The organism is Natronorubrum bangense (assembly GCF_004799645.1).
Classification (GTDB): Archaea; Halobacteriota; Halobacteria; order Halobacteriales; family Natrialbaceae; genus Natronorubrum; species Natronorubrum bangense.
On the sequence record NZ_CP031305.1, the window covers coordinates 467586 to 490410 of the forward strand.

Consider the following 22825-nt stretch of genomic DNA (forward strand, 5'->3'; position numbering starts at 1 on the left):
AGAGCTATCGTTCAATGGGATGTACACTGCCGGTCGGTGGCTACTGTACTGCGATGTGTTTAGCTGGTTCCGCAGTTGGCTTCAACCGACTGGTCCCACATGGCGACGGCTTAGCTAGCTATTAAGCGGCTGTCTCGAGACCGAAGACGCTGATGGCATCGGTCCGAACGATGACGATTTGGCGCTGTGAAACTGTTGACAGTATTGAAACAGTGACAGCTGTCGGTCGAACTTAAAACGTTGCTATCCGAACGGATAGTTACTGAACCCCTTCATTACTCATACTAAAATGACTATCAATGTCGGAACGAAGTGGGATGCAGAACTCGGATGGGAGGGGGACGGCTCGTTCTCGGTCACCTCGTGACACGACCACTCGATCGTCGCCCGAGGATCGAACTGGACCACAACGATCACGACGAACGTTTTTACAGGGGTTGACGGTCGCTGGTGTTGCCGGAGTTGGATTGGCGTCGGCTGCCAGCGGGACGTCGGAACCGTTTGGACAGTATTACGACGACTATGAGAACGTCGTCGACGTCGTCGAGGCCGGGGCAGACGACACCGGAACCGAATCGATTACACCGGTTCTCGAGGAGGTCCGGGCTGATCAGACACTGTTCGTCTTTCCTGAAGGGAAGTACTATATGGACGAGCAGTTCCGGTTTACTGGGTTCGACAACATCGGCTTCGTCGGTGAGAACGCGACACTCGTGCCAGCGAACTACCACGACTTCGACGGGCCACGGTTCCGCCTGTTTCGACTCGGTGTGTCGTATCGCCCCGGTGATCGCCTTCGATTCGAGGGGTTCAACGTCGATCAGACAGCCCCTGATACGGGCATTCGGGTGATCGAGGCGGCCATTGCTCAACAGCTCGAGGTTCGAGATATCAGTATTGCTGGAGAACACGACAGCGGGACGTGGGGGCCTGGGATGTTTGCCATCACCGACCCGAGCGGACATGGAACTGTCGAGCGCTTCCGCGCGCCGGATGGCGGGCTTCACGCCGACGAGACGCCCAACGCGGGCAACATGTGGCGAGGCCCGATCGGGATCGAAGCGAACACGAACGTCGGCCACCTCGAGTTCAGAGACTGCGAACTCGGCGGGTTCCCGGACAACGGGCTGTACGCTGTCAATGACGAGGGGCAGATTACTGTCGACGGCGGCCGCTTTGCAAACAGCAACGGCGCAAACGTCCGCCTCGGTGGCGAGGGGAGCCAGATCAAGAACGCGACCATCGAGGTCGATCGGACCCGGTCCTACGACAACAGTCAGCGGGGGATCCGACTCGAGAACGGCGACGAACTCCACGTCGACGACGTCGAGATATCGATCACCGCACCACAGCCGACCAGCCATGCGATTTCGGTGATGAACAGCTGCGAGACAGCACGCATCGAGGATACAACGATCGAGATCAGTGGCGAGCAAGTAAACCACGGAATCGTCGTCTCGCCACAGGCAGGGTATACACACATCGTCGGCGGCGAAATCGTCCACGAACCGGCCGGTGGCTATCCCATCTGGATTCGGGAGACGGACACGCAAGATCAGATACTCGTCGAACTTCTCGACGTGTCGGGCGAGGCCGGTGTCACCTCGGCTGGCTTCCGCGACGGCATTCGGTGTGGACGGAACAACTGCCGGTTCAGTCACGTGACCGTCGACCAGCCTGGCCGCAGCGGCGTCGATCGAAACGGGCTCGTTATCACGGGTGACGAGGCCACGATCTACAAAGGAACCTTCCGCGCGAGCCAGTACCCCTACGTCGACCAGGGTAACGGGAACCATCTCCGGAACTCGGACGCTGAGTCGTATCGCGACGGTCTCGAGGGCGTCCGTCTCTACCCGGATATCGATGGCCCCGAATTCAGAGTGAACCGGATCGTCAACGGCATTGACGATCTCGGTGCCAACGATGTCCTGACCTGGCGCAACACCTACGAATAACACGCTCGCAGGGGCGACGACAGCAGTCAGCTGCCGTTCCCAGCAGTTGCCCGGATCGCATCACGAAGCGTCAGGACCTCGAGGTCGCGCTCGACGACCCACTCGAGGGTTTCGCGGATTCGTTCCGGGGTGACTTCTTCTTTGAACGTGTGTGCACCGAGTATGCCAAGCGCGTCTTCCGCGGCGACCTGATCGAGCTGTGCCTCGACGGCCTCGCGGCTGGTGAACTCGACGAAGTAGTCGCGTCGCGTCTCGAACGGGTCGAACGTATCGGGATCGTTGACCATCGAGCCTGGCTGCACGTTCGCGATTCCATCGTAGTGCTCCCTCGCAATGTCGACCGTCCGTTCGTCGACGATATCGTAGGGCGCAAGCAGCGTGTCGACCTCGAACCCCAGCGACTCGAGTTCTTCTTTCGATCCGCCGAGGAACTCGTGCATGACGTCTTCTGGATAGCGTTCGACCGTCTCACCCGCCTGAAACGACGTTCCAAGCGGCTCGGCGAACTCGAGATAGCCGCCGACATCGTCCTGGTCGGAGTCGACGACAGTCCGACGAACGCGCTCGTTTCCGTCAGTGATCTCGAGGTCGTAGCCGTGATGGAAGCCGTGGTTGCGCTGTTCCGGGTAGATTCGGACGTCGTCCGGCCCGGCGTCCGCGACGAGTTCGAACGCTCCCAGCGCGGTGTGAGCGGTCGTGTGTGAGCTGATCTCCCAGCCAGCGTCGGCGAGTTCCTCGAGGTGGTTGACAGCCATCCAATCGGTGCCGTTGAACTCCTCGCGGCCGATCCACTCAGTGACGATACCCGTACTCGCGGGCGCATCGAACTCCTGATGGACCGGGAACGCCTGCTCGTAGTCCTCGATCGGCCCGTCGTCGTAGACGAAGACGACAGCACCGCCGTCGATGCTCGGGCTATCGTCCGATTCACCTGACCCACCGTCACTCTCGTTTCCGTTGGGATCGGTTGACTCGCCGTCCTCGTCGGTGTCGTTTGCTGTCCCGAGTTCGCCTGCCAGGCCGTCAATACATCCGGCTGTCAGCCCGATCGCGCCTGCTCCAGCTACACCGATGAAGCGACGGCGCGTCGATTCGTGACTCATCGTTGTTGGAACGCACTCGAGTGAGTGTGCCTATACTTATACCTCAGTTAAGCCCCTGTTCGATGGAGCGTTGGCGCTGTTCACTCGGGCGCTCATCGACGGCTAACCGTTCGGATCGCCAGCAGGTCGGTTGGCAACACTCGCTATCGTAGCCACTGACCGTCAGTGCGCACCTGATCGCACGCCAACTGTGCGATCGGTGTGCAACCAGTTTCAGTTGTTACTATCGCTCATCGGACTCCCGGCTGCTGATTCGTCCGCCAGCGGCGTTTAATACGCGTATAATAAGGCCCCCTCGGCGGCATCGATTCAACACTGTGGCTATCGCTTGCGAAAACAGCCGACCGTGCGGGGATGGGGCCCGTTGGTCGTCGATTATAGGGAGTTGAACAGTGAACAGAAGTATCGCGAGTGGTGTGTTTTCGGTCGTCAGCGCGAAGGTCATCGTCCTCGTCGTGACTGCTGTCTCGACGCCGCTTTTGTACCGGTTTCTCGGCGCCTCGGCGTTCGGGGACTACGCGTTCTTGCTGTCGGTGTTCGCCATCTACATGATCTTTGTCAGCTCCGGCATCACCGACGGCGTTCGGAAGTTCCTCGCTGAGGACCGCAACGCAGCCAACTGGAGCGAACACGTCGTCGGCTTCTACTTTCGACTGGCGATCGTTCTTGCCGCCGTTGGTTCCCTGTTGTTGGTCGCTGCTGCCCAGTTTGGGATCGTTGCGCTCGCGTTCGGAGACGAGCTGACGATCTACTTCTATGCCCTCGCCGTGCTCGTGCTCACGGCGCAGTTTCGTGATTACGCCCGAAAGACGCTCATGGGATTCGGCCTCGAGCGATACTCGGAGCCGCTGAAGGTCCTCGACAAGCTCGGCTTCGTCGTGGTCGCGATTCCACTCGTTTACGTCGGCTACGGGGTAATGGGGGCGCTCGCTGGCCACCTATTTGCGAGCGCACTCGTCGCTGCTGTCGGGCTCGTCCTCGTCCACCGTCGAATCTCGCTGTCGTGTCTGTTCAGTCGGCCGACGAAGCGGTTCCCGCGAGCAGAGATGCTCACGTTCAACTCGATGAGCATCGTTCTCGTGTTCCTGTTGATGTCGCTCTATCACATCGACATCGTGATGCTCCAGCGATTTGCCGAGAGTTCGGACGTGGGTAACTACCGGGCGGCACTCACACTCGCCGAGTTCCTCTGGTTCGTTCCGCTAGCACTGCAGACCGTGTACGTCCACTCGACGTCGGAGCTGTGGTCGAACAACCGTCACCGGAAGATTACGGAGCTCGCTTCCCGGACGACGCGGTATACGTTTCTGCTGACAGCCGTCATGGCGGTCGGTCTCGCGGCACTTGCGGATATCGCCGTGCCGCTCTATTTCGGCTCCGAGGCAGAGCCAGCGGTCACACCGCTGTTGTTGTTGCTCCCAGGCGCACTCGGGTTCGCGCTTGCACGGCCGATTCTCGCTGTCTCACAGGGGAACGGGACGCTTCGGTACCCGGTCGCGGCCACCGGCACCGCAGCCGTGATCAATGTCTCGCTCAACGCCGCCCTGATCCCGCGATACGGGATGCACGGAGCAGCCATCGCGACGAGCGTCGGCTACGGCACGATGTTCGCCTTTCACTGCTGGAGCGCTCGGCTCGTCGGCTTCAACCCACTTGCCGATGCCCGACTCGGACAAGTGACCGTGACGACCGTTCTCGCAGCTATCCCCATCGTCGCGCTCTCGATGGCGATCCCGAATCAGTTGCTGGCGCTTGCAGTCGTCCCACCGGTCGGCTTCGTGATTTTCCTCGTCTTCGCGTTGCTCACCGGCGCGCTGGATCCAGCAGAGCCGTTCGAGATTCTGGCGGCGTTTCCCGACCCGATCGGCTCGAGAGCGGACTCGGTCCACAGCCGCCTTGAGGGACGCTTGAGTGGTGACACGACACGAAACTGGTTGCAGAATCTGCTGTTCGTCGCCGGACTCTCCTTGCTCGTCTCGGGACTCGCGCTCGGAATCCTCGACGCCAGTATTTGACCTCGTTTCGCTGGCAGCTTCTTCGACGTGGTGGCGCTGTACACCTCCCGTTTTCTGCCTCGGGACTCCGTGCTTCGCTCGGAACCACTCGGCGCAAAATCTACGATAAAAAGGCCGCTCGTTCCGACGGTCGGCGTTTTGGGTGACAGAGTTGGCCGACGACGAGTCTACGCTCTGCTGTACCGGTCTCCCGGTGCACCCGCAGGGAGGGTCGCGGGTACACCGGCACTAACTGATAGCAGTCCGTACAAAGCGCGTATCAGTAGCGATCCGGTCTCTGCTCGAGTCAAACGACGACACCGGAAACCAGTGCTCCGCCTCGCCCCGTCACTGAATCTGGCGCTCGAGGTGTTCGCTCTCGGCCATGTCGAACACCATAGCAAACAGCAACAGCGTGATACCCGCGAGCGTTGCCAGCACGCTCGTTTGCCCGACCGAAACGCCGGCGCCAAGCAGTGTCGAGAGCAGGGTCAGCCCTGCGCCGGCGACGCCAGCCGCGGCCGTTCCGGCCCCGATGAAATAAAACAGCGCGAGGGGGTGAAAATCGAGCACGAGATACTTTGTCTTGAGTCGCCACAGGAAGTTCCGCAGCAACATCGACGAGACCTTCGGGATGTAATCGGAGTAGATGATACTCGACTCCTCGTCACCGTAGACGGCTGGCATCGCGACATCAGCGACCCGCATGCCCTGCACGTTGAGCTTGACGAGCAGGTCGTTACAGTAGCCGTAGTACTCGTAGAGTTCCTCGAGGTCGATCGCCGCCAACGCGTCGTGAGAAATCGCCGTGTAACCGTTCTGGGGATCCATCGTCTTCCAGTATCCCGAGGCGATCTTCGTCAGAAACGTCAGGATCGAGTTCCCGACGAACCGAAACCGCGGCATCGCGGCGCGGTACTCCGTGGAGAGCAGCCGATTTCCTTTCGCGTAGTCGGCCTCGCCCTCGACGATCGGATCGAGCAGGCGTGGCATTTGGGAGAGGTCCATCTGCCCGTCCGCGTCGACAGTGACCGTCGCGTCCACACCGTCCTCGAGGGCGGCGAGATAGCCGGTTTTGATCGCGCCACCGGCACCACGGTTCTCGCGATGTTGGATCGGGACGACCCGGCCGATGGGGTCGTGAACCGCGGCTCGAGTGGCGAGTGCGGATGCTCCACCGTCCGCGACGAGCGTGTCACCTGTTGTGGTGGGGACCGATCTCGTCTTCGCATCGGCTCGAGCAGCCTCGAGAATCTCGTTCCAGGTGTCGTCAGTTGATTGGTCATCGATCACGTAGAGTCGGTCGACGGACGCTGGCATCTCGCGGATGACGTCGCCGACGAACCCCTCCTCGTTGTAGGCGGGTATCACGACACCGACGGTTGCACCCCGATACATCAGGCCCCCTCCAGCAGTTCCGTCGCGGTGACGACGTCGGCGTGTTGCTCGCCGGTGCGATCCACGAAGCACTCATTCGAGAGGTCGGAACGGTTGCGTGCGGCCCCGTACTGGGTCGACTGCAGTCTGGGTGATAGCCCCTTCTCGTCCGACCTCCACCGCTCGTCGAAGAGACAGCTGGCAGGGCCACCCGCTCCAGCCACGCCAGCAGTGGCCACGACTGATCGTCGGTTTCGAGTCGTCATTGCCGCCGTTGACGAATCTATCGCTCTTTCTTATACAGTGGTTAGGCAGTTGCGTGGCCGGGCAGCGCTTCGATCGGCGATCCACAGGCCTGTTCGATAGCGCCTGTTCGAACGGGAACTACCGGCTACGCGACTGCCGTGTGTGGTTTACCAACTCGATAATAATGCACTGGAGTCGGGTAGCATCTAGAAATGACTCGTGTTAGTGTCATTATCCCGACGTACAACAGAGCAGCGACGCTTCCCCGTGCGATCGACAGCGCTCTCGAGCAGACAGTCGACGACCTCGAGGTCGTCGTCGTCGACGATGGCTCGACGGACGAGACTGGGTCAGTGCTAGCCAGCTACGAGGACCCGCGAGTGCGTCCCGTCGTCCACGCGACCAATCAGGGCGCCAACGTCGCCCGGAACACGGGGATCGAACACGCCCGTGGCGAGCACGTTGCGTTTCTCGATTCGGACGACGAGTGGCATCCCAAAAAACTCGAGCGACAGCTCGAGTGTCTCGAGAACCGCTCGAGCGAGTGGATCGGCGTCTACTGTGCGTCTGCGTTCGAACTGTCGGGGACGAGCGGTCGGGCTCGGACAGCTGCCGCATCCGTCCTCGCCCGTGGTGACGAAACGCCCACGAGAGAAGGTGGCGAGGAACTGGTCGGTGAGATTCTGGCGGACAACGTCCAGCCAGGGGCTGGCTCGACGTTACTCGTTCGAACGAGCGTCGCCAGAGCGGCCGGCGGGTTCGACGAGACGCTCGATCGGTTTCAGGACCCCGAGTTCTGTCTCCGCGTGCTCGAGCACGGGAAACTCGCCTACGTCGACGATGTGCTCGTTCGCCGAGAGGAGACCGGCCATCCGCCGGCAGACGTGATCAAAAACGCGAGTGAGCAGTATCTGTCCGCGTACGAAAACGAGGTGGAGTACTTCGAAACGGCGGGCTACGAGATCAGATCGACGCACGAGCTCATTCTTGCAAAGCGGTACTTCGCCGAGGGACGACTTCTGCAGGGCATTTGGCACGCCCGAAACGCGTCGATTTCGGCGCGACATCTGCCCGGGCTTTGCTGGGCAGCCGGCGCTGGCGTTCAGCGCCGGCCGATTCCGATCGCTACAACAGTCGGCTTTCTACTCGTCGCAACTGTCCTGGCCTGGATCGGGCTCTCACAGCGTATGCCGACGGCATCGTCCACGTAGCCACTCTCGTTGCGTTCACCTTTGAAACGGTCTTGACTGGTTGGTAACTAATACACTCACGCTGGCAGAGCCAGTCATGACCATTCGGGCACTGTATCATACGGCAAGAGGGCTGCAGGGACTCACAGCAGCCGAACGCGAGTCGACGGCCTCACGATCGATCCGTCGCCGACTGTGGCTCTGGCGCCGTGGCTTCGTCAGCCAGTCGGACGCCGTGTACGATCTCGATGAAGCGAGCTACGAGGAGTATCTGAGCGACTACCAGCGATACGTACGGACAAAGCGGATCAACGGGACGTGGTCGGTTGCGCTGTCGAACAAACTCCTGTTTCACCGAGTGATGCAGCCGTTTGACGATCAGCGGATGGCCGTCTATGGGATGCTCCGCGACGGAACGTTTCATGCCGTCGACGCGGGGACGATGCCGTCTCCTCGAGAGGTGACCGACGGTGGATCGACCGTCTCAGCGGCGACCGATGACGGCCACGGAACAGCCACGGAAACGCACAACGCCGCCCAACGAGTCGTCGAACGACTCGAGGACGAGCAGCGACTGGTCCTCAAGTGGGTCCACGGTGGCGGCGGAAACAACGTCTTCCTCTGTACGCGGACCGAAGACGGCTATCAGGTAAACGACGACCACTACACCGAAGCGGAGTTCCGGTCGCTGGTCGCCAGCCTCGACGAGTATCTCGTCTGCGAGTTCGTCGAACAGGGCTCGTTTGCGGCCGGTCTCTACCCGACGACACCGAACACGATTCGCCTCATCACGATGTACGACGAGGTCGCCAACGAGCTGTTTATCGCCGCGGCGATTCAGCGGATCGGAACCGACGCGTCCGCGCCGCTGGACAACTTCACGCAGGGTGGTCTTTCGGCTGCAATCGACCTCGAGACGGGTGAACTCGGCCCCGGCGCGCAGCCACCCGACGGCGACGGCGTCGAACGACACCTGACCCACCCCGACACTGGAGCGCCAGTCGAAGGGGTGTCCGTTCCCGGCTGGGATCGGATTCGGGAGCAGGTGCTCGAGATGGCGGACGCCTGCTCGTTCGTCCCGTATATTGGCTGGGACGTCATCGTTACCGGGCCAGACGGAGAGTTTTCCGTCATCGAAGCGAACAGCTATCCTGGCCTCAAGTCGATCCAGGTCCACGGACCGCTGTTGGCAGACGACCGTGTCCGGCGGTTCTACGAACGGATGGATGTCTGTTAGGCTGAGAAAGAATCGGTCGACTGATCAACACGGCAGTCGACGACGAGCGACGAGAACGATCAGTAGTGCTGGGCGGTCCGCATCTCCCAGAGGTCGTCGAACGTAATAACTTCGACATCTGCGTCGTCAATATGCTCGAGGAGCGCTTCGTAGTCGTCCTCGGGCATCGTATTGTGCGATTCGAACGTGTGGAAGTTCAAGATCGTACACTGGTTGTGCGCCGCGGCGAGATCAACACACCGTTTCGAAGTCTCGAGGTCGTTACCGATCGTTCGCGGCAGCGCAAGCGGATCGAAGCCGTAGACACTCGTCGTGTTGACGTCGCCGGCCTGATTGAATCCACCGCAGTAGTGATAGTCGGTTTTGTACTCGAGGCTCGTCTTGTTGTAGCTGTTGTGCGGGTAGACGATGTAGTCGGCCCCTTCGAACTCGTTGTCGATGTACCACTGTTTGTCAAACCGGAGTCGGGACTCCATCTCGGCTCCCTCGTCGTACTCGTGAATCGGCGTGTGCGTTCCGTGGACGACGATCTGATCGCCCGCCTCCTGACGCTCTTGCAGTTCCGAGACCGACATGATGCCGTCACGACCCTGCTCCGTCCAGCTCGGAACCGGTGCCTGAACGGTTCGGAAGCCGTACTCGTCGTGCAGCGGCGAGGCGATGTCGTAGTAATCACGGTTGCCGTCGTCCCAGGACAGCATGACGTACCCCTGATCGGGTTTTTCGTGAGTCCGCAGGTCGTCGAACCAGACCTTCGCCTCGTCCATGTCGTGGCGGACCTCTATTTGCAGCGTCTCGAGATTATCCATCGACGGCTCGTACTGGCTCTGCTCGAAGACACCCGGACTCGAGCGGAACCAGCCGACGTCGGGGCTTCGGTAGGTAATCTCCCGCAGCGAGTACACCTTTCTGCTTCCAAACCGGTCGAAGAGCCACACGTTGATCGTGATGTTCTGTGGCGTCGTCGTCCGAACGGCAAAGGAGAGATCTAATCCGGTCAGATCTTCTCCCTCGAGGCTGCGTTCGGCGATGATGCGTTCCTCGCCGTTCGACTCGAGTTTGAAGCTCTGGTCGCCGTCGAAGACGACGTCCGTGTCCGCTTCGCCGGACCCCTGTACGACCTCCCAGCCCTCGAGATCGCTAAAGTCGTCAAAGGAGTCGCCCGGCTGTCGGTACTGCTCTCTGCTGTTGTACTCAGTTTCGAGCGGTGGAACGCCGTCGGCGAGCGCCGCAGCAGTTTCGCCGTCCGAATCGGACGCGTTCCCGTTCGAGGAGTCGCTGCTATCTCGGTCCGTTACCGACTCGAGACGGTCAGCACAGCCCGCCAACCCGGAAATCCCGGCCGCACCAGAGAGGGCGAGAAGTCGTCGTCGCGTCATTCGATTCTGTGACATCGTGAATCGATGATATCGACAGTACAACCATTATTATGGGTTTGATAGGCGGATTCGTCCGTCAGCCAGATCGGTGTTTGACGGCCGTGCTGGCGCTTAACGGTAGCATAGTTAATGACGACTCGTCCGGAGGAAAGACCAGTTGCGCGTACGCGAGTGCGGTGTCGGCTATGAAATCGACAGCTCGCCTCCCGATCGTGTACGGTGATCCTCGACGATGAACAGGGAACTCTTCGGTGTGTTCGGCGGTATTGAGACGTTCGATCGACTTAGATCCAGCACTGAGTTCGACGAAATCCTCGACGGGCCGACGGTTACAGTCGGGATTAGAGATGCTGATCTCGGTGTCCCAGGGTGGAGCGCCCGATACACCGGCGACGATGGCGTCTGCGTTATCTGGGGCGAGGTGTACGTCCCCAGTGACGGCTCAAACGCCGCACGGTGGCTCCTCGAGCGATATGAGACGGACGGCGCCGACGCACTGTCGGCACTCAACGGGTCGTATCTCGCCGTCATCGATACTGCGGCGAGCGACGGCGCGTTCGTCGCCACCGATCCGGTGCGGTCTCGAGAGTGTTTCTACACCGACGAGCCCGGGGTTCGAGCGTTTGGAACCGACGCCGCCGAAGTCGGCCGAACGATCACGGAGCCAACGATCAACCGGAACGGTGTCCTCGAGTTTCTGCATCTCGGCGTTATCCTTGGCGAAAAGACTGCGATCACGGAACTCGACCGGCTTCCGATCGATAGCAAACTGACAGCGACCGCAGTCGAGTCGCTCGATCGATTCGTCTACCAACCACAGGAGTTCGAGTACGCGAGCGAACTCGCTGAACGCCTCGAGCGCGCGTTTCAACGCCGATCAACACTCCCTGGACGAAAGGGCGTGCTCCTCTCGGCCGGCTACGACTCACGCATTATCCTCTCGCAGGTATCCGATATCGATCACAGCTACACCGTCGGTGCACCGGGCGCACAGGAAGTCCATGGAGCAAAACAGCTCGCCAAGCAGTACGACTCCGGTCACACCGCGTTTCCGCCGGACGAGCGGTATCTCCGTCCCGACGAGTCGAAGATTCGATACTCGCAGGGGATCAAAGAATCGCTCCACATCCACCACGCTGGTTACACGGATGAAATCGGGGTTGAGACGATGTATCACGGCCTCCTCTGTGATACGTTCTTCCGCGGCCATTTCACCGCACAGGACACCGTCGATATCCTGGATAAACGAGTGCCGCTCGGACGGCTCGATCCCGATCCGAACCCCGTCGACGTCTTGCTCGAGAAGTTCGGCTACGACCGTGCGGCCAGTCTCGAGATTGCCGACCGAACGTCGTTCGACACCGACCCAGAGACGTTCGTTCGGGAGGCGATCGCCGATGAGTTCGACTCGAGAGGGTCGCGAGCGGAGACGATACAGAACACGCTCACCTGCGTTGGAATCGCCAACCAGCCGTCGATACCGTTTCACAACCACCTGTCGGACCAGTTCATCACGTCGTTTCTGGCGACGGACCGCGAGCTGATCGTCTGGCATCTCCAAACGCCGCCAGCTCACCGAACGACCGACACCTTCCTCGAGGCATGTCAACAGCTCGATGGCGATATTTTGCGACAGCGACCACCCGACCGACCCCATGACAGCACGCTCCTCAACGAGGTCGAAGGATTCGTTCGTCGGAAGACGCCGTTACTTCAGTCGTTTCAACCTCCGTGGCCGAACCGTGAGGTCCTGTTTGATCGATACGACCTCGATCAACAGCTGCTATCCGATGCCGAACATGTCCATCCGCTGCCGGCCAGGCACAAACTCCGGTTCACCGACCTTCGCGGTTGGCTCGAGTGCTGGTGGGAGTCACCACCGTCACTCCTCGCGGAGCAGCCATCGCGATCCCAGATACCGAATACTATTTAGATACTGTCCTGAGCACTACTAAATAACGTCCCTTCACTCTTTGATTGTCATATTTGCATCGTACAAAAAACAGGCGGAAACACTCTAACAAGGAGGTATATTGTTCGTAATCATGGAACCGTGAGAATATTTATATACCAATGGGTTTTAGCGTGGAATATGCGTCTGACACCGTCTTGGTTTCGCTCTTCATCGGACGATTCTCCGGAAGAGCGACCCGGGGATTCAGAGACCACTTCGGAGGTCACGATCTATCATTCTCCACCAAGTGATCTCTCGAAGACCAACACGAAGACGGAGCAAGCTGCGGAGTTTATTCCCGAATCGGATACGGCGCTGTTAGGTGTCCTCGACGAGATGCGTTCGCCAACGACTGTCGACGAAGTTACTGATCAGTTGGTCCGGCCCGCTCGGCCACCGATTGACACCTGGGCGACTGTTCACGAAAAATTACATCAGGACCGACTTCCGGAACTCGAGACAGCGGGGTATCTCGAGTTCGACACGGACCAGGGGACGATCGAGTATCAGACAACCGCCGCAAGCACGGAGTCACGACTTTCATCGGCTACTCAGCCGCTCTCGTTGCTCAAAAGTCTGTTTGCGCTCATCACACTGATCGCTGTTTCGGTGCTTTTTGCCCTGGCGGTCGCATCCGTTACGAACACGACTCCAGTTTTGCCCGTCTTGTGACAGCCATAGCGAGGTCGTCGAGTACAGTCAGTCGATAAGCCGGCTGATCGTCAGCACCGTAAATAGCAGGAGGATCGATGCGCTCAACGCGATACCAGAGAGGAGCGAGACGATCGGCAGTTCGATCACTGCACCGAGCAAGAGGACATAACAGAAGACCGTGGCGCTGATGTAGTAATCGTCCCAGCTGCTCTCAGAATGCTGTTCGTCCGTTGTGTCAGTCGATGGCTCTATCTGGAGATACTGATCGATCTGATCTGCAAGCGGTTTTCGAACGACGATGCCACGGTTCTGTTGGTAGTCGATTATCCCTGCCTTGTCGAGCTTCGAGAGATGGGACTGATAGAGCGGGATGTAGACACGCTGGCGTTGAGTCGACGTGAGTTCTTGCACAGTGGTGTCGTGCTCCCACGCGGCCACTTGTTCTGCGATATCGCGCATTCGGACGGGCCCCTCTGTACCACGGAGATATCTGAGGACCATCCGACGACGTTCGTTTTGTAGGAGATGGAAGATTTCGTCTTTCGAGAACGCAGGCTCTTCGGTAGGACGGTCAGACTCATCGCTCACATCTACCTCACCCTGTTGTTCCGAGCTGATATGTGTCGATTTCATCGCACCAATCTGCCCTAATCAGAAGTAGGTAATAAAGCATTGGATCCCTTCCGATGTAAAATGTATTCTTTCGCTATTTTCATCGTCGCTCGCTATTCTTCAAGAGTTTTCAAAACTGCCGAGAAGCTACTTCTAAAGCGCTCTAGACAAGGATTCTAATAGAGCTAAGCGATTTATTACACAAAATATACTCGAATATATCTCCCAAGAGAATTCCGTTTTAGCGATTGTTTCGTTCTATGGAACAGTTCAGAACCGCCGAAAGAGCCTTATGCAGATCCAGTGTCGATATTATTAGACATCGGCGTCAGACGGCCGTCAGACTTGCCCGTTCGAACGGGACTTACCTGGGCGATAATAAACCATCGTCACACCAATTATCGGCCATATGAGCGACACTCACTGGTGGTTTTTCGACCTGACAGCCGTCATCGTGCTCACTGGCGCCCTCACATTCGGGGTTTTTTCTGGCATTGATGGGACTGCACGGATTCTGCTGACGATCCCACTCGTCGTCTTCTTTCCCGGGTATGCGCTCGTCTCGGCCATGTTCCCGGACAAGCCAACCAACAACTCTCGGTCGTTCGACGAAGCGAAAACTGGTCTCGGGAATCCACTTTTAGTCACCGGAGGACTCGAGACGATCGAACGGCTAGTCCTCTCAACTGTCTTTAGTGTTGCACTCGTTTCTGCGATCACCCTTTTGACGTCCGTAACCCCTGGGGGTTTGGCCCTCGAAACGGTGCTCCCCGGAATCGCGTTGGTCACCGTCGCCCTCGCACTTCTCGCGATCGGCTCTCGCTATCGATGTCCGCCGAATCAGCGATTCATTCCACCACTTTCGATGGGGGGGCTGTTTTTCACCCAGCAACGGCCCACTGCCTACGATCGATCGAACACCCGACCGTACAACATCGCGATCGTGATCGGATTACTCCTGTTGGTTGCAAGCGGTGGGTTCGCGATTACCAACCAACCACAATCAGACGGGTTTACCGAGTTTTCAGTGGACACTGAGAACGTCACCGGCGAGACCGACAGCATGTACGAGTCGACATACACTGCCGGAGAGTCCCAGGAGGTGCAGGCCACGATCACCAACCAGGAACACGAAGAGCACACCTACACAACCGTGGTGCTACTCGAGGGGGTGAGCTACGACGATGGTGGGGTGACTGTCCACGAGACGGACGAAGTGGACCGCGCGTCGGCAACAGTCGCTGACGGCGACACACACCAGCAGACACTCGAGTTCACGCCATCGATGGAGGACAACGATCTTCGACTGACACTGTTGCTCTACGACGGCGAGCCGCCAGCAGAGCCCACAGCAGAGAACGCATACCGGACAGTGCAACTCCCGATCGAGGTCGAGTCATAGCCACTGATCGTCACTGCACACCGCATCACACGACAACGTGATGGGTGAGCCACCGGCTCAGTCGGGACGACGACGTGACCACTATCGGGTCGTGTCTCATCGTCTTCATACTCGAGTCGAGCGCCCGACCACCGGCATTCCACCTACTGTCGGTCACGCTTTTCGAGGGCGTTTGGAGCGGTACTGGAGGCGTCGAGAGGGGTGAGTGACCGAGAGGCTCGTGGCGCCGTGATGAGGGCGTGCTGTACGCCCGGGACCGTCGATCGATTCGCAATCGAAGTGGGGGTCCGCCTTACGGGTCATCGAGGCACGCTCGTGGGCTGTTCGGAACAGGGACCAGTGTCGTAGCGAGATGATGGCGTCACCAGTCGATCTCTGGTGTGCAGAGCGGCCCCGATCGAACCCACGATACAGAGACAGCCCGATCAGCTACGGACAACGACTGACTCGGCATGTTGATTTCAGTGAGTCTTGAGACGACCGAGTTCACGCTCTGTGCCTCTGACCCCCCTCTGCTGGGGACAGCTGATGCTCTCGACGGAGCCCTCGAGACGCCTTCACTGTCTCAAACGGAGGCCCACGCGTGTCTACATACACGATATCCCAGCAGACGGCCACACATAGTAGTCAAAACCAGCGTTCGGATTCGGGGTTGTCGGCCCTACTCATCGAACCAGACGAGTGAGTTGTCGCTCTGCCCCGGATACCGAACGTCTCGTCCCAACGACTAGCTGGACGCCGGCGAGGCCGCACACATCGTCACATCACCGTTCGTGTAGACTGTGGCCTGCGCCGGCGAACAGAGCCGCGTCTGGGAGATCTGTTCGATCCGTCCGTTTCCATCGGCGTCGTTGAAGTACGTCGCGCCGGTCGACTGTGTCGATCGGTAGACGGCGTAGTCATGCTCTGCGATGCCGTCATCTGGCACCGTCGCTGTCGTCGTCGACGGATATGCACCCGTTCGGCTAAACACCGTCTGATACGGATGGTCCGTGTGAAGTTGCTGGTCCGGACGGATCTCCTGGCCGCTTGGCGAGCCGGTCAGGTGACCGATCGATTCGACAGCGGCGAGTTCGGACTCGTCGTAAGCGAGCCGTTCGTGTTGCTCATCGAAGACCGGATTGTCGACGTTGCTCTCGACCGCGAACATCATCGCACCCGGGTAGATGAGCACGAACACCAAGAGCACAGAGACGACGATTTTGGGATTGAGCCCCTGGCTGAGCGTTCGAAGGCCGATCGCGCCGAGGATCGCCATCGGTGCAAACAGGAACGCAAACCAGCGGGTCGGGATGAAGTTCCTGATGCCGAACATCGGCAGGCCAAGGACGAACACCAGCATGAACGCCGCCGCCAGCAAGAGCGTGAACACGGACTGTTCGGCCCGTCGCCTGTGGACGACGTACAGACAGCCGACGAACGTCGCCCCGAGCAAGAACAGAAAGCCAAGGGCGTCGACGTAGGGTACGACCTGCTCGAGCAGCGTTGGTGTCGCCTCGGCCCCCGACTCGGGCGCCTCGGCCGAGGTACCACTCGCGATGTTGAGGAAGCCGGCACTCTCCTCGAGTGTCTGGCTGAAGTAACTCAGGACAGTCGCCAGAAACGACTGCTGACGGTACGGTGTCAGCGACCAGACGAAGATCGTCAGCCCGATGTTGAAGGCAACGAGCCCGACGAGGTTGACCGGCTTTTTCGCCCGGAAGACGCTCGTGTCGAACCGCGTCAGCCCGAGCGGGCCGACCTCGAAGACGAGTTGTGCGAGAAACGCCGCGAGTAACACCACGAGCATGATGAACGTCGACACCTGGTGGGTGAGGATGACGGCGACGCTCATCAACAACAGCAACGAGAAGTCGCGCACGGTGTACTCGATTCGCATTACTCGGATCAACGCATACACCATGCCGAGGAAGAAGACCAGCCCCAGACTCGTGGGGATCAGATGGAGCCCCCACATCGAGACGTGGCTCGCAAACGCAAAGAGCGCCGTTGCCAGCGTCGCCCATCGCTGTGAGACGAGGAGGTTCGTGGTCGCGTAAATGAGCAACACCGAGAGTGGCATCACGATACCGACGGAGAGGTACAATGCCACGCGAAACGGGACGTCGTAGAGCACCGAGGAGGCAGCGACCAGCAGGTGATAAAACGGTGATGCGTAGTGTTTGTCGTCGGAAATCCCACCGACGGACCCTTCCTCGAGGATCGCGTGTGTAAGCTCTGCGTGGGTCCAGATGTCGATGCCGATGTATCCTGTCGTCGCATACAGTGCGGTAAACCGGAAGACGAACGCAAAGAGGACGATCTGGAGCAAGAGGAGCCCCGGTTTGAAATCGCGGTCGTTCGCAAACACGATCTGACCGACGATGAGCGTCCCGACGACACTTGCCAGCGCGAAAAAGACAGTCGTCCGTGCTCCCTGTATCGCTGGCAACACTACCAGCGCAGAAAGGCCAGCTAAAACGACCGTCGGGAGTGCCATGGTGACTGGCGACGGCAGCGTCGGAATCGTCGCCGTGTCCTCCTGTTGATACAGGCCAATAAGATACAGCAGACACGCCGTCCCAAGGACGAGCGGGACGGTGTTGAGGTACAGCTGTGACGCGAAAAACCGTAGCGGGAGCAGCGCCAGCGCGATCAGGAGGCCAGCGATCGCCGCAACGGTGTCGAGCCGAAACGGACGGAGCTCCGAGAGCGATTTATACCCCATGACCGGCCTCCGTTCGGTGACTCGTCGGCTCGTCTCGGCCGAGGACGCGGCGATACAGCCCGTGGAGGTCCGCTCCCAGTGCCTCGATGCCGAGTCCATCGATCGTCTCGCGACCGTTGGCCCTGCTGTCCGATTCGACGACGGCCTCGAGTCCGCCGATCAGTGCATCATCGTCGTCGCTGACGACGCAGTTTTGCACGTGTTCGATCGTCTCGCGGACGAATCCAACGTCGGTCGAGACGACCGGGAGGCTACATGCGGCGGCTTCTTTGACGACCATCGGCCCACTCTCTCGCTTTGAGGTGACGAGCAGAACATCACTTGCGTTCATATAGTCGGGTATTTTATCATGGTCGACGCCGGTGACCGTTCGGAGTTCGAGGTCGACGGCCGCTCGGTCGACGAGCCGTCGAGCACGGGGATAATCCTTCACGGCACGGCTGGAGTCGTATGGAAAGAGCGCGATCGGTCGGTCGGTGTCCCAGCCGATTCGGTCCCGTGCCTCCGCTTTGGGCATCGGTCGAAAGAGCTCCGTGTCGACGCCGAACGGAATGAGTTCGTGGTCGGTCTCGAGTGCACGTGACATCGTTCGGGTGGGAACGACCGTCGCGGCCGCGTGACGGGCACTGTACTGGCTGAGCGATCGCAGCCACGACTGCTCGCTCATCAGGTCCGTCCCCCACAGAGTCACGACCACTGGCCGGGTTCGCTGGGCGAGGGCAAACGGTGCGACGAGCCCGTAGTTCGCGTGGACCAGATCGTACTCCCCTGACCGAAGCGTCGAGCGGATCTTCGGGTAAAACCGCAGATAGTCCGTCGGCGACCGGGTCGAATCACCTCGATGTGCGCCGGGGACGCTACAGACGGTACAGTCGACGCCACGCGCCTCGAGCGCCGACACCTGCTGGTCGAAAAACGGTCGCGGTGAGGTGACCAACTGGAGTACTTTCATGATTCGCTTGGATTGGTTGCAGAGGCTGATCGGTTCGACGCCTGTGGCCCCGCGATCGTCTCGAGTTGTCGGACGACGAATGCCGTCACGTCGATCCGGTCCTCGAGCAGGCGCTCGCGATGCCGTGTCCACGTGTCGGCGGGCTCCTCGAGGACCGAATCGAGCCGATCGAGTGCGCGCGTGTGGCGGTCCTGACCGTTGAAACCAAACAACAGCCCGTACTCGTTCTCGAGTTCGGCCGTGTAGCCGAGGGTAGCCGGATTCACGTAGATCGCTGGCGTCCCGAGCACCGCTGCCTCGGCGGCGGTCGTTGCCCCTTCGCTGACGACCACGTCGGCGACAGCGAGCAGATCGTGCATTCGTTCCGGCGACGTCGTGAACTGGTAGGATGCGAGGTCGGCTGGGGGCTCGCCTTCCACGGTCAGCAGGACCGAACAGCCCGCGGCCTCGAGCCGATCGATGACCTCGCGCGGATCGTCGAACCCGCCGTGGCCGACGTCGTGTGAAGCCTCCCAGCTGCTGAGTCGGACGAGGGCGAACCGGTCGTCGGGCTCGAGTCCGACGTCCTCGAGGACCGTCGGATCGGGCTCGAAACGATCGGGATGGAGGTAGGCGAGTTCGTGATATCCCGGGTAGCGCTGCTGAGCCGGCCCGATTTCGGTTCGGTAGCACGACGGTGTACAGATCACGTCCGCGAACGGGTAGGCGAGTTTCGTGATGAGCGTCGCGTGTTCGGTGTCGTAGAAGACGACACTCTTTGTGCCCAGTATCGACGCCACGTGGGCAGCAGCGACGCCACCGATCGCCGTGATCACGTCCGGCTCGATCCGTCGCGCCCGGGCCAGCAGTCGCATCTCGTAGGTCGCCTGCACGGCCGCCAGCGAGAGCAGCGAGCCCGACTCGCCAGCCAGCACCTCGTGGTCGATGTCGTACGCCTCGAGGAGCGCGATTGCGACGTCGCTCTCGCGGGCGAAGACGTGGACCTCGTGGCCACGGGACTGCAGTTCCTCGATGGGGTGGCGAAAGAAGTGGACGTGTCCAGGATGCTGGATCGTCACCACGACGTGCATCGTCAATTCACCCCCCTGCTGCTGGTGTGTTCTCGAACGGCAACCGCCATGGCTGGACTCTCTAGCACTCTCGAGGCGGTCCCGACGTCGAGCACATGACTGTGGTGGCTCATAACCGTCGGTAGACAAACCCCGCCTCGGCGGCTGCGTCTTCCTCGAGTGCCCCAGTGACGTCGATCAAGGCCGGATCGTCCGCGAGTTCGGTCGAGACAGCCTCGAGATCTAGCTGTTCGAACTCCTCGTGAGGGGTCGCGAGCATGATGGCGTCGACTCCCTCGAACGAAAGTCGCTCCTGGGCTTCGATCCCGAACTGCTCTTGGATCGTCTCGTCGTCCACGAACGGATCGAATCCCTCGATATCGATCTCGTACTCCTGGAGGGTGTCGATGACTGCCTCGACTTTCGAGCTTCGAATGTCACCGACTCCGGGTTTGTACGAAAGTCCGAGTACAAGCACCCGGCTCTCGCGAAGCGTCTTGTGACACTCGTTGAGCGCCTTGATCGTCAGTTCGGCGACGTGGTCGGGCACCGACTCGTTTACCTTTCGACTCGTCTGCATAAGTTCCGGTTCGAACCCTTCCTGGGCCGACCGGTAGGTGAAAAAGTACGGATCGACGGGGATGCAGTGGCCGCCGACCAACCCTGGTCGGTAATCGTGGAAATTCCACTTCGTGCCCGCGGCCTCGAGGACCGCCTGGCCGTCGACATCCAGGCGCTCGAGTGCCATCGAGAGCTCGTTGACGAACGCGATGTTGAGGTCACGCTGGGTGTTCTCGACGACCTTGCAGGCTTCGGCGACCTCGATCGATGGGGCCCGGTGGACGCCTGCGTCGACGACCGACTCGTACAGGGTCGCGACATCGTTGAGCACCTTTTTGTTCTGTCCACTGACGACCTTGACGACGTCTGCGAGGCCGTGTTCTTCGTCGCCGGGTGTTGCGCGCTCTGGCGAGTAGCCGACGAAGAAGTCTTCGCCGGCGGTGAGGTCGGATGCGTCCTCGAGCGCTGGCACGAGGACGTCGCGCGTCGAGCCAGGGTAGACGGTCGACTCGAGAATAACTGTGCTACCGGGATTCATTTTCGAACCGACCGTGGTCGCTGCGCTTTCGATGTAGCTGAGGTCGGGCTGGTTGTCCTCGTCGATCGGCGTCGGAACGGCGATGATGATGTAGTCCGCCTCGCTGATCTGGCTCGCGCTGGTCGTATAGGAGATCTCACCGTCCTGAATGGAGTCGTCGGAGAGATCGCCGGTCGTATCGACGCCAGCCTGCAGTTGCTCGACTGTCGATTCGTCGATGTCGTATCCGATGACGCGATAGTTCGACTGCGCGAACCCAACTGCAAGCGGCAATCCAACGTAGCCAAGCCCGACGACACAGATCGTTGCCTCGCGGATCGACTGGTCGTCGGTGTGTCGAAGGGTGGTTCCCTTGTCACTCGTCTGTACTGAGTGCCGATCGCTTGCTTGTCCGTCCCCTCGTGTCTCCGTATCGCTGATTGTCGTGGTCATGGATGATGCGGTGTCGCTGGACCGTCACACGACTGGGTGCGACGGTAGCTCCGGGCCAGTCCGCTCGTCTGCAACTGCCGGATGTTCCTCAGAACACCCAACTCACCATGACGGGTTTACTATACCGCGGATAAACGGTTGTAGCAGGGGCATCTGACGACGAATCCGACTGCTTTGTGGAGCTACAGCCACCTCAGCAGGCTTCGGACAGAATCGCCCGTATGAGTGTTTAAACCGTTGTTAAACGGAACTATACAGACCTATAATGAAGTCACCGTACGTCCCATCACCAGTGCGGTCGGCGCGAGTACGACCATCGTGGTCACTCACAGGCTGACCGTATCAGAACCGCGAAACCATGGTGCACACTTCCCAGATCGGAGTCAAAACCGCATTGCGGTCGATTCACGAGACGAGATCGGCCGACATAGTGCCGGCTTTGAGTTACCATCTCGACGGACAGACGGTCGCATCAACGTTCCGCACGGCTGGTGGTCAGCCCGACGGACTGTTGTCTTGGATGTCATTCCTTCGTGTTGCAACGCTCTGGGAAACAGCCCTGATCGTGGTTCTGTTCTTGCTGGTCGGCGGGCTCGTCGGTGTCCGTCTCGCCGAGACGTTGTCAAAACGTAACGGCGGGATTGCCACGCTCTTGACAGCATCAGCGGGAACAGTCGGCACGACGGATGCAGATGGGCACGCAGTCGACACAGCAGCCGACCGCCCGGTCGAACCGGCAGCAGCCGATAGCTCACCCACTGATGTGCACTCGTATGCGCAGTATTTCTCTCCTGAAACACCATCAGTTCTCTTGAGCGACGAGGGAAAGGTGGTCAGATTGCTCGTTGCAAATCACGGCCGCATTCGCCAACATCAGATCGCTGAGGAGACTGGCTGGTCGAAGTCGAAAGTGAGCAGAATCTGCTCGCAAATGCACGACGACGGCATGATCGAGAAGACATCGGCCGGTCGAGAGAATGTTATCAGTCTGTCTGACCAGGTCGACACCGCGACACAGTCAGACGACGCCGGGAATCCGGTTCCGTAGACGCACCGCTTCGATCCACTTGGCCGGGTTGCTGTGCCGACGTACTGGTTTGCCCGCACCCGACCCTGCGGGTACACCGGTACTGACCGCCAGCAGTCCGTCTCAATCAGCGAACGAAAACCCGCGTGGATCCGAATCAATCGCACCACCCACCGTTTCTGACGGGTGCAGGTTGTCCCCGATAGCTGACTCGAGACAGTGGAGACGCTGTTGGACGACCGTTAGTGCTCCCGATTACGACACGACAGACAGCGGCGTGAACTCGAGCGATGAACGGTTTATTTTGTGACTCCACCTCTCTCCAAGACGGACGATCACAGCCGTGTCACGCAGGGAGTGGACACCAGCGCCGTCTTGCGATAGCCAGGTCTTGTCGTTCGAGACGAATCGAACGACGATCGCGAAATCACCATCCAACGGACAGGAGAGGACCTT

17 protein-coding genes are annotated in these 22825 nt (G+C 59.8%); 8 read left to right on the forward strand and 9 right to left on the reverse strand.

Annotation, left to right across the window (positions count from 1 at the left end):
- Positions 1-299: 299 nt before the first annotated feature.
- On the forward strand, positions 300-1955 hold the full coding sequence (locus DV706_RS02410; RefSeq protein ID WP_136350778.1) for a right-handed parallel beta-helix repeat-containing protein: 1656 nt from the start codon (positions 300-302) through the stop codon (positions 1953-1955).
- Between the two features lie 26 nt (positions 1956-1981).
- Here DV706_RS02410 and DV706_RS02415 read toward each other — a convergent pair whose 3' ends face one another.
- Positions 1982-3058 (reverse strand): polysaccharide deacetylase family protein, encoded by a 1077-nt coding sequence (locus DV706_RS02415; protein WP_006066743.1) that lies wholly within the window; start codon positions 3056-3058, stop codon positions 1982-1984.
- A 392-nt stretch (positions 3059-3450) separates the two neighbouring features.
- Here DV706_RS02415 and DV706_RS02420 point away from each other — a divergent pair, with 392 nt between their 5' ends.
- Positions 3451-5073, forward strand: coding sequence for a flippase (locus tag DV706_RS02420; RefSeq protein WP_006066742.1), 1623 nt, complete (start codon positions 3451-3453; stop codon positions 5071-5073).
- Between the two features lie 327 nt (positions 5074-5400).
- Here DV706_RS02420 and DV706_RS02425 read toward each other — a convergent pair whose 3' ends face one another.
- Together DV706_RS02425 and DV706_RS02430 are read right to left on the reverse strand one after the other, a co-directional pair.
- Positions 5401-6450, reverse strand: coding sequence for a glycosyltransferase family 2 protein (locus tag DV706_RS02425; protein WP_136350779.1), 1050 nt, complete (start codon positions 6448-6450; stop codon positions 5401-5403).
- Entirely contained in the window at positions 6450-6695 is a 246-nt protein-coding gene (locus DV706_RS02430) for a hypothetical protein (protein WP_006066741.1), read from the reverse strand. Before DV706_RS02430 ends, DV706_RS02425 begins: the two co-directional genes overlap by 1 nt.
- Positions 6696-6887: 192 nt before the next feature.
- On the opposite strand from DV706_RS02430, the gene DV706_RS02435 reads away from it, so the two are divergent.
- Positions 6888-7886, forward strand: a complete 999-nt coding sequence (locus DV706_RS02435; RefSeq protein ID WP_006066740.1) for a glycosyltransferase family 2 protein — start codon at positions 6888-6890, stop codon at positions 7884-7886.
- A 76-nt stretch (positions 7887-7962) separates the two neighbouring features.
- Entirely contained in the window at positions 7963-9102 is a 1140-nt protein-coding gene (locus DV706_RS02440; RefSeq protein WP_006066739.1) for a sugar-transfer associated ATP-grasp domain-containing protein, read from the forward strand.
- A gap of 59 nt (positions 9103-9161) precedes the next feature.
- Here DV706_RS02440 and DV706_RS02445 read toward each other — a convergent pair whose 3' ends face one another.
- Entirely contained in the window at positions 9162-10496 is a 1335-nt protein-coding gene (locus DV706_RS02445) for a polysaccharide deacetylase family protein (protein ID WP_049889845.1), read from the reverse strand.
- A gap of 217 nt (positions 10497-10713) precedes the next feature.
- Between DV706_RS02445 and DV706_RS02450 the strand changes: the two genes are divergently transcribed.
- On the forward strand, positions 10714-12414 hold the full coding sequence (locus DV706_RS02450) for an asparagine synthetase B family protein (RefSeq protein WP_006066737.1): 1701 nt from the start codon (positions 10714-10716) through the stop codon (positions 12412-12414).
- Between the two features lie 159 nt (positions 12415-12573).
- The gene (locus DV706_RS02455) at positions 12574-13107 is read left to right on the forward strand and encodes a hypothetical protein (protein WP_006066736.1); all 534 of its coding nucleotides are present in this window, start codon (positions 12574-12576) and stop codon (positions 13105-13107) included.
- Positions 13108-13134: 27 nt separating this feature from the next.
- Here the strand turns inward: DV706_RS02455 and DV706_RS02460 are convergent, their stop codons facing one another.
- Entirely contained in the window at positions 13135-13722 is a 588-nt protein-coding gene (locus DV706_RS02460; protein ID WP_006066735.1) for a DUF7344 domain-containing protein, read from the reverse strand.
- Between the two features lie 388 nt (positions 13723-14110).
- Here DV706_RS02460 and DV706_RS02465 point away from each other — a divergent pair, with 388 nt between their 5' ends.
- On the forward strand, positions 14111-15103 hold the full coding sequence (locus tag DV706_RS02465; RefSeq protein ID WP_006066734.1) for a DUF1616 domain-containing protein: 993 nt from the start codon (positions 14111-14113) through the stop codon (positions 15101-15103).
- Between the two features lie 727 nt (positions 15104-15830).
- On the opposite strand, the gene DV706_RS02470 is transcribed toward DV706_RS02465, so the two are convergent.
- From DV706_RS02470 to DV706_RS02485, 4 genes are all read right to left on the reverse strand, one after another.
- A complete protein-coding gene (locus DV706_RS02470; RefSeq protein ID WP_006066733.1) occupies positions 15831-17810 on the reverse strand; it encodes a DUF2206 domain-containing protein in 1980 nt (659 codons plus the stop codon).
- A complete protein-coding gene (locus DV706_RS02475; RefSeq protein WP_006066732.1) occupies positions 17800-18762 on the reverse strand; it encodes a glycosyltransferase in 963 nt (320 codons plus the stop codon). The genes DV706_RS02470 and DV706_RS02475 overlap by 11 nt, the downstream gene beginning before the upstream one ends.
- A complete protein-coding gene (locus tag DV706_RS02480) occupies positions 18759-19832 on the reverse strand; it encodes a DUF354 domain-containing protein (RefSeq protein WP_006066731.1) in 1074 nt (357 codons plus the stop codon). Before DV706_RS02480 ends, DV706_RS02475 begins: the two co-directional genes overlap by 4 nt.
- Positions 19833-19941: 109 nt before the next feature.
- The gene (locus tag DV706_RS02485) at positions 19942-21342 is read right to left on the reverse strand and encodes a nucleotide sugar dehydrogenase (protein WP_006066730.1); all 1401 of its coding nucleotides are present in this window, start codon (positions 21340-21342) and stop codon (positions 19942-19944) included.
- Positions 21343-21700: 358 nt separating this feature from the next.
- On the opposite strand from DV706_RS02485, the gene DV706_RS02490 reads away from it, so the two are divergent.
- Positions 21701-22390 (forward strand): helix-turn-helix transcriptional regulator, encoded by a 690-nt coding sequence (locus tag DV706_RS02490; protein ID WP_006066729.1) that lies wholly within the window; start codon positions 21701-21703, stop codon positions 22388-22390.
- The last annotated feature ends 435 nt before the right edge of the window (positions 22391-22825 follow it).